This is a genomic window from Pseudoalteromonas piscicida, from assembly GCF_002744175.1.
GTDB classification, from domain to species: Bacteria; Pseudomonadota; Gammaproteobacteria; order Enterobacterales; family Alteromonadaceae; genus Pseudoalteromonas; species Pseudoalteromonas piscicida_B.
Genome location: NZ_NKHF01000060.1, coordinates 65,336 through 72,568, shown reverse-complemented (window position 1 = coordinate 72,568; position 7,233 = coordinate 65,336). Strand labels below are relative to the sequence as shown.

The following is a 7,233-nucleotide window of genomic DNA, read 5'->3' as shown; positions in this document are numbered from 1 at the left end:
TTGTACAGATCGCTTCGTGAAGCAGCTCCTACCTCGGCGTAAACCCGTTTGGTAGGAGGTAGTCTACCCATCGAGCAGTTTTGCTTTGACAGCTCGCTGCGTAAAGCAGCTCCTACCTCGGCGTAAACCGTTTGGCAGGAGGTGGTTTAGCCGCCGAGCAGTTTTGCTTTTACAGATCGCTGCGTAAAGCAGCGCCTACCTCGGCGCAATCCGTTTGGTAGGAGGTGATTTACCCACCGAGCACTTTTGCTTTTACAGATCGCTGCGTGAAGCAGCTCCTACTTAGGCGAAAACCCGTTTGGTAGAAGGCGGTTGACCCACCGAGCAGTTTTGCTTTGACAGATCGCTGCGTGAAGCAGCTCCTACCTCGGTGTAAACCCGTCTGGTAAGAGATGATTTACTTGTCGAGCAGTTTTGCTTTTGCGTATGTGAGCAGCGGCAAAATCATACCTTAAATTCACTTACCATTTGCGACAGTCGTTGTGACATTTCGCTTAACTGCTGGCTCGATGCTTTGGTGTGCTCTGCCCCGAGGGCGGTTTGGTTTGCCACTGTTGCAATGCCGCTGATGTTGTCGGTCATATCATTGAGGTCTTCGGACTGTTTTTCGCTCCAGCTGGCGATATTGACGTTGATATCATGTACGGTAGCGATGGACAGGTTGATTTGCTCCAGCGCTTGTTTGCATTGTTGACTAACCGTAAGGCTATGTTCGGATGCCGTGCGACAGCTTTCCATTTCGTCAACGGTTGTAGCAACACTATGGTGTAACCTATCTATGATGACTTGAATATCATCGGTAGATTGTTGTGTGCGCTGCGCCAGTGTTCGTACTTCGTCGGCAACCACGGCAAAACCACGTCCTTGTTCTCCTGCTCTTGCGGCTTCAATGGCTGCGTTTAATGCTAATAAGTTAGTTTGCTCTGCCACTTTTTTTATAACATCGAGCACGGTTTTAATTTCCGTTGAGGCGCGTTGCAGCTCTAGCACAGCTTGTTGCGCTGAATCGACGCTGCGAGAAACATGGGCTATCACGGTCACGTTTTCTTCTACATGGGTGAGTCCTTGAGTGGTGAGCTCGGTTGTCTCTGTTACCGTATCCAGTGCTCGTTTGGATTCATAGTTGACTGATTGTGCAACCTTATTCAATGACTGCATGCGAGTTTGCACTAGTTCGGTTTCACTATTTTGCTGGCCAATTCCGGTTTGGATCTGCTCGGTAATACAGGATAATTCCTCTGCTTGAGAAGCCAAGGAATAGGTATTTTCATTGATATCATAAAGGACATCACGAAAGTGTGAGTTCATTTGATTAAAGGCGACAGCCATTTGTGCAAGTTCGTCTTTACCTAAGCTTTTTAGCTCAATAGTGAGGTCCTTTTGTGAGGCGATAATGGCCATTGTGCGAGTCAGTTTATCCAAAGGCTTGGTAATATTTTTGCTGATCAAGCTGGAAATGAAGACCAATAGCAACGCATAAATAAGGGTTTCAAATGCCATTTTGTATAAGCTATTTACGAATTGTGTTTCTACGTCTTGTAGATAAATACCAGTGCCTATAGCCCAGTTAAAGTGATGCAAATTCGCAACATACGAGAGTTTGTTTTCTAGAGTATCAGTGTTGGGTTTGGACCATAAATACTGGACAAACCCCTGTTGTTGCTGCGTGGCAATGGTAACAAACTGACGAAATGCTTCGCGAATGTAGGCGTCATGATGTTTGACCATCGTGGTATCGTTTAATTCAGGGGTAATGGGATGGGCGACCATCTTACCGTCTAAATCAAAAAGAAAGAAATAACCAGAGTCACCATAGCGGGTCGAATTAATAAGTTGTTTGATTTTTCTCTGCTTGCTCTCTTCGGACAATGTCTTATCTGATGCAATCATTCTCAAATGTGCAATGGTAGTTTCCATTAAGGATTTTGCATTACTCTGACGCTCGTGGGTGAGATTGTCCCTTAAGACAAGAGCAGAAGAGAGTTGCACGAGCGCAATAATTAAAACAGATAAAAGAAGACTGAGCTGGAGTTTGTTTGAGACATTAATTAACCCAAGCAGTTTATTTATCTGTTTCATAATTTACCTTAATAACAATGGATTATAAGTTTAGACAGCGTTGTCAGTTGTGCCGGAATCATACTCAGAAAAACGTGAAAGGGAAGTATCTGAACTTAATATGAATATTTTTGGGGGTCGTAGTGTTAAGGTATCTATATGATATTTATGTAAAATATACTAGTTTACCTTTTGTAAATATTTGTGAATGATAATTGTTTTCATTATCTTGCGTGCTGTAGGGAGGTGAAAAATTCTTCTGCCACCTTGATTTAGATCATTGCAGATATCGCTTGAATCCAATAAAGACTTTGATATACTCGCTGCGAATTTTCAGCTTGAACTGAAAGTTCTGAACTAATCAGATTAACAATTGTTGAACTACATCAGGAAAATTTGTGCCACTACTGAGTTACGCTAGACAGACTGCACCAGCTAACGACACTACCAGTCAAGGTCGTGCGATGGCCCACGCGCAGTTATTTGGCCGTATTATCAGTGTGCTAACCGCCTTGATGATGTTTAACACCGCCTTGTTATTCAGTGGTATGTTAGGTGATGTAGCTGAATTAGAAGCATTATTTGCAGATAATTCACTGTCAGACTCTGTTGTGGCGACGATAGGGGCGTTTTTAGCGCAACCAATCTTATCATTGCAGTTACTAATAGGCCTGTGCTGGTTAGTTTTCCATACTATTTTGCCTACACGCGCTGGCGTTGTCCTGCGTAAAACGGCATTCGCCTCTACTGAGGCTATTCAACCTCAACCGGTGCCGAGCGCACACGGTTGTCGTGCTCCTCCTTTTGGTCACAGCTGTCTGTTTGCGTAATCGCAATATTTGAATCCAGCGCGTTTAATACCAGTTTGTCTTAATACTTATGAGTAATTTTGACGTTAACGGCACTAAAGATTTCTTATTTAGAACAATTAAATAGCAAATTTTTCCAGGTTATCGACAAAATTTTATCGCCTCAAAATAGAGCATTTAATTAAGCAAGTTGGGAAAACCACACGTTGTGGATCAGCAGTCAGCCATTCAGTTTCAATTACATTAATCGGCTACATACAGCCCTTTTTGGGTGAGTTGTAAGCTTGGTGAATGTGGTTGTCCGTTTACTGTATCGGTTATTTGGTAAATGGTTAGTGACTGGTGTCCAAGGAGTATTTCCCTTCACTAATGTATTTTCCTGATGGATACAGTGCAATTCGAACTTGTGCAGCATAGCTTGCACAACTAGATATTCAGCGAGCTTGATAAATAAGCCGCAGCTTATCGTTGAAGGGTAATCAATTGAATAAACGTAGTGTCGTGAATTATGCGTTCGCTTCATTGGGGTTAATGCTCACCGGTTGTAGTGGTGGCATTTTGGATCCCAAGGGGCAAATCGGCATGGATGAGAAGTCTTTGATCATCATTGCCACTGTACTGATGTTACTCGTTGTAGTGCCAGTAATTATTTTAACCTTATATTTTGCGTGGAAGTATCGCGACGTCGCGACCACGAGATCTATGCACCTAAATGGGCTCACTCTAACAAAATAGAAGCCGTGGTTTGGACCATTCCGATTGTGATTATTATCGTGCTTGGGGTGATCACCTGGCGCTCTACGCAATCGCTTGACCCTTACAAGCCGTTGGAAGGCAAAGGAGAACACCTTACCATTCAGGTGGTATCGCTCAACTGGAAGTGGTTATTTATCTATCCAGAACAAGGCATTGCCACCGTGAATGAGCTGGTGTTTCCAGCGAATGTACCGGTGGAGTACAAAATCACTTCTGAAAGCACCATGAACTCTTTTTTCATTCCTCAGCTTGGTAGCCAAATCTACTCGATGGCTGGAATGGAAACGCAGCTTCACCTGATTGCTAACGAGCCGGGTACGTTCAGAGGCTTTTCTGCCAATTACAGTGGAGCAGGCTTTACGGGAATGAAGTTCGATGCCATTGCGACCAAAGACAAAGCGGATTTTGATAACTGGGTTGCCGACATTAGAACAAACGGCGAAGCCTTAACCGCTGGTCGTTATGCGAAGCTGGCTGAGCCTTCGGAATATCACCCCGTTGAATATTTTGGCTCGGTAGAGCAGGGCTTATTCCACACCATAGTTATGAAGTACATGCAGGGCCATGGCGAAATGAGTTATTACGCCAAACCAGAGCATGCTGCGCATCAACATCACGGCAAAGCTGAGGAGTAATTATGTCGTTGTTTGGTAAATTATCCATCGAGGCAATCCCCTATCACGAACCCATTATTATGGTAACGTTAGCGGTGGTGGCGATCGTTGGTCTGATTGTGGCGGCAATGGTCACAAAACACAAAAAATGGGGCGTGCTGTGGCACGATTGGATCACTTCAATTGATCATAAACGTCTAGGCGTAATGTACATTATCTTGGCATTAATTATGTTAATGCGTGGTTTTGCCGACGCCATCATGATGCGTACACAGCTGGCGATGGCCACAAGCGGCGCTGCCGGTTATCTGCCTCCAGAACATTATGACCAGATCTTCACCGCGCACGGGGTGATCATGATCATCTTTATGGCGATGCCATTTATGATTGGTTTAATGAATATTATCCTGCCACTGCAAATTGGTGCTAGAGATGTTGCGTTTCCGTTTTTGAATAACCTCAGCTTTTGGTTGACAGCGGGTGGGGCTATTTTAATCAACTTATCTTTGGCATTTGGTGAGTTTGCAAAAACCGGTTGGGTGGCGTACCCGCCTTTGTCGGAGTTGTCGTTTAGTCCGGGTGTTGGGGTTGATTACTATATTTGGGCACTGCAAATATCCGGGCTTGGGACATTGCTCACCGCCGTGAATTTCTTGGTAACCGTATTTAAGATGCGTGCACCTGGCATGACGCTAATGAAAATGCCTATTTTTACTTGGACTTGTACTTGGGCAAATATCCTAGTTGCGGCGTCTTTCCCAATTCTTACTGCGGTGCTAGCGATGCTAACGCTTGACCGTTATATGGATTTCCACTTCTTCACTAACGAAGCCGGTGGTAATGCCATGATGTATATCAACCTGTTCTGGGCATGGGGTCACCCTGAAGTTTATATTTTGATCTTGCCTGCGTTTGGGATTTTCTCAGAAATTATTTCAACCTTCACAGGCAAACGCCTGTTTGGTTATAAGTCGATGGTGTATGCCAGTGGTGCGATTTCTATTTTGGGCTTTATTGTTTGGCTACATCACTTCTTTACTATGGGGTCAAGCGCCAATGTTAATGCTTTCTTTGGGGTGATGACTATGGTTATTGCGGTGCCAACGGGAGTAAAACTCTTTAACTGGTTGTTTACCATGTATCGCGGTCGGTTGCGGATCACGGTGCCTGTCCTTTGGACGTTAGGGTTTATGGTGACCTTTACTGTAGGTGGGATGACTGGCGTACTGCTTGCAATTCCAGGTGCCGACTACGTGCTACACAACAGTCTTTTCCTAATTGCACATTTCCATAACACCATTATCGGTGGCGCGGTATTTGGTTATCTTGCGGGTTTTGCTTACTGGTTCCCTAAAGTCATGGGTTACAAGCTCGATGAGCGTTGGGGTAAAGCCTCATTTTGGTGCTGGCTGGTTGGCTTTTTTGTGGCCTTTATGCCGCTTTATGTGCTTGGCTTCTTAGGCATGACACGTCGCCTTAATCATACCAACACGCCAGAGTGGAACATTTGGCTATACATCGCGTGTATTGGTGCCTTTATCATTATGTTTGGGATAGTTTTCCAAGTGGTTCAGCTAGTAGTGAGCTATAAAAACCGTGAGCAATTGCAAGACAGCACTGGCGATCCGTGGAATGGGCATACGCTAGAATGGTCTACGGACTCTCCACCGCAGTACTACAACTTCGCGAAAACCCCTGTGGTTGACGATATTGACGCTTGGACAGAAATGAAAGAGCAGGGACAGGCATATCAAAAGCCTGCACAGTATCAGCCAATTCACATGCCAAAAAATACCCCGGCTGGAGTGCTTATCAGTGCGTCACTGACCGCGTTTTGCTTTGCCATGATCTGGCATATTTGGTGGTTAGCGGCAGTGGGGTTAGTCAGTGCTATCGCGGTATTTATTAAACGTTGTTACACCAGCGATGTTGATTATTATGTTCAGGTTGACGAGATTGAGCAGATTGAGTCTGCCCACCTTTCTCGTGCATTACAGGAGGGTTAATTCATGAGTGCAATTACTCCCGCTACGCTGCATGCGTTAGAAGATGCTCACGAGCATGCAGATCATGACACAGGTTCAAATACTGTTTTCGGTTTTTGGCTATACCTGATGACGGACTGCTTGTTGTTTGCTTCCTTCTTTGCCACTTATGCTGTGTTGTACATGAATACGGCAGGTGGTGTGTCTGGTAAAGACATATTCGAGCTGGGTTTTGTTGCGGTTGAAACCGCAGCGCTACTGTTAAGTAGTATTACCTTTGGTTTTGCCATGATTGCGGCAAACAAACAGCAAAAGTCGCAAACCTTATCCTGGCTTGCGGTGACATTTATCTTTGGTGCGGTGTTTATTGGTATGGAAGTATACGAATTCCATCACTTAATAGTGCATGGCCATGGACCGCAAAACAGTGCTTTTTTGACTTCTTTCTTCTCATTGGTGGGTCTGCACGGCATGCACGTGACGGCAGGCTTGATTTGGATGACTGTGATGATGATTGAAGTGACACGTCGTGGTCTTAAGCCACAAACGGTAACGCGTTTGAACTGCTTAAGCTTGTTCTGGCACTTTTTAGATATCGTGTGGATCTGTGTATTTACCGTTGTTTATTTAATGGGGGCAATGTAATGAGCCATAGTGAATCTCAAGCGTTAGCACAGATGGATGTTCACGAGCATGAACACGACAGCCACGGTAGTGTGAAGTCGTATCTAATTGGTTTTGTGTTATCAGTTATTTTGACAGCCATTCCTTTTGCTGCCGTGATGAGTGGCAGCTTGTCATCTAGCACGACATTTTGGACGTTAGTGACAACCGCGTTAGTGCAAATTTGGGTGCACCTAAAGTACTTTTTACACCTGAATTTTGTTACGGAAGAAGGCAAGGCAAGCACGCTTTCCTTTATCTTTAGTGCGTTGATTATTGTGATGGTAGTGGGGCTGTCTGTCTGGATCATCTACGAATCTAACGCCATGATGATGTATTAACAGGAGA

At 44.6% G+C, this 7,233-nt stretch carries 5 protein-coding genes and 1 pseudogene; 5 read left to right on the top strand and 1 reads right to left on the bottom strand.

Features of this window, described 5'->3' with window-relative positions:
* Window positions 1–444: 444 nt before the first annotated feature.
* The gene (locus CEX98_RS13440; protein WP_099642567.1) at window positions 445–2,079 is read right to left on the bottom strand and encodes a methyl-accepting chemotaxis protein; all 1,635 of its coding nucleotides are present in this window, start codon (window positions 2,077–2,079) and stop codon (window positions 445–447) included.
* A 377-nt stretch (window positions 2,080–2,456) separates the two neighbouring features.
* On the opposite strand from CEX98_RS13440, the gene CEX98_RS13435 reads away from it, so the two are divergent.
* The 5 genes and pseudogenes from CEX98_RS13435 (at window position 2,457) to cyoD (ending at window position 7,226) form a co-directional block, all read left to right on the top strand.
* Complete coding sequence (locus tag CEX98_RS13435) at window positions 2,457–2,888, top strand: hypothetical protein (protein WP_099642566.1); 432 nt, start codon at window positions 2,457–2,459, stop codon at window positions 2,886–2,888.
* A 510-nt stretch (window positions 2,889–3,398) separates the two neighbouring features.
* Window positions 3,399–4,258: pseudogene (gene cyoA, locus CEX98_RS13430) on the top strand (ubiquinol oxidase subunit II).
* A gap of 2 nt (window positions 4,259–4,260) precedes the next feature.
* On the top strand, window positions 4,261–6,243 hold the full coding sequence (gene cyoB / locus CEX98_RS13425; protein ID WP_099642565.1) for a cytochrome o ubiquinol oxidase subunit I: 1,983 nt from the start codon (window positions 4,261–4,263) through the stop codon (window positions 6,241–6,243).
* A gap of 3 nt (window positions 6,244–6,246) precedes the next feature.
* Window positions 6,247–6,867 carry a cytochrome o ubiquinol oxidase subunit III gene (gene cyoC / locus CEX98_RS13420; RefSeq protein WP_099642564.1) on the top strand — a complete coding sequence of 207 codons (621 nt, stop codon included), beginning with the start codon at window positions 6,247–6,249 and terminating at the stop codon, window positions 6,865–6,867.
* Window positions 6,867–7,226 (top strand): cytochrome o ubiquinol oxidase subunit IV, encoded by a 360-nt coding sequence (gene cyoD / locus CEX98_RS13415; protein ID WP_017218861.1) that lies wholly within the window; start codon window positions 6,867–6,869, stop codon window positions 7,224–7,226. Before cyoC ends, cyoD begins: the two co-directional genes overlap by 1 nt.
* Window positions 7,227–7,233: the final 7 nt, after the last annotated feature.

Coding starts and splice junctions, on each gene's coding strand:
- CEX98_RS13440 (WP_099642567.1), bottom strand. CDS start 2,079: ATGAAACAGATAAATAAACTGCTTGGGTTAATTAATGTCTCAAACAAA.
- cyoB (WP_099642565.1), top strand. CDS start 4,261: ATGTCGTTGTTTGGTAAATTATCCATCGAGGCAATCCCCTATCACGAA.
- cyoC (WP_099642564.1), top strand. CDS start 6,247: ATGAGTGCAATTACTCCCGCTACGCTGCATGCGTTAGAAGATGCTCAC.
- cyoD (WP_017218861.1), top strand. CDS start 6,867: ATGAGCCATAGTGAATCTCAAGCGTTAGCACAGATGGATGTTCACGAG.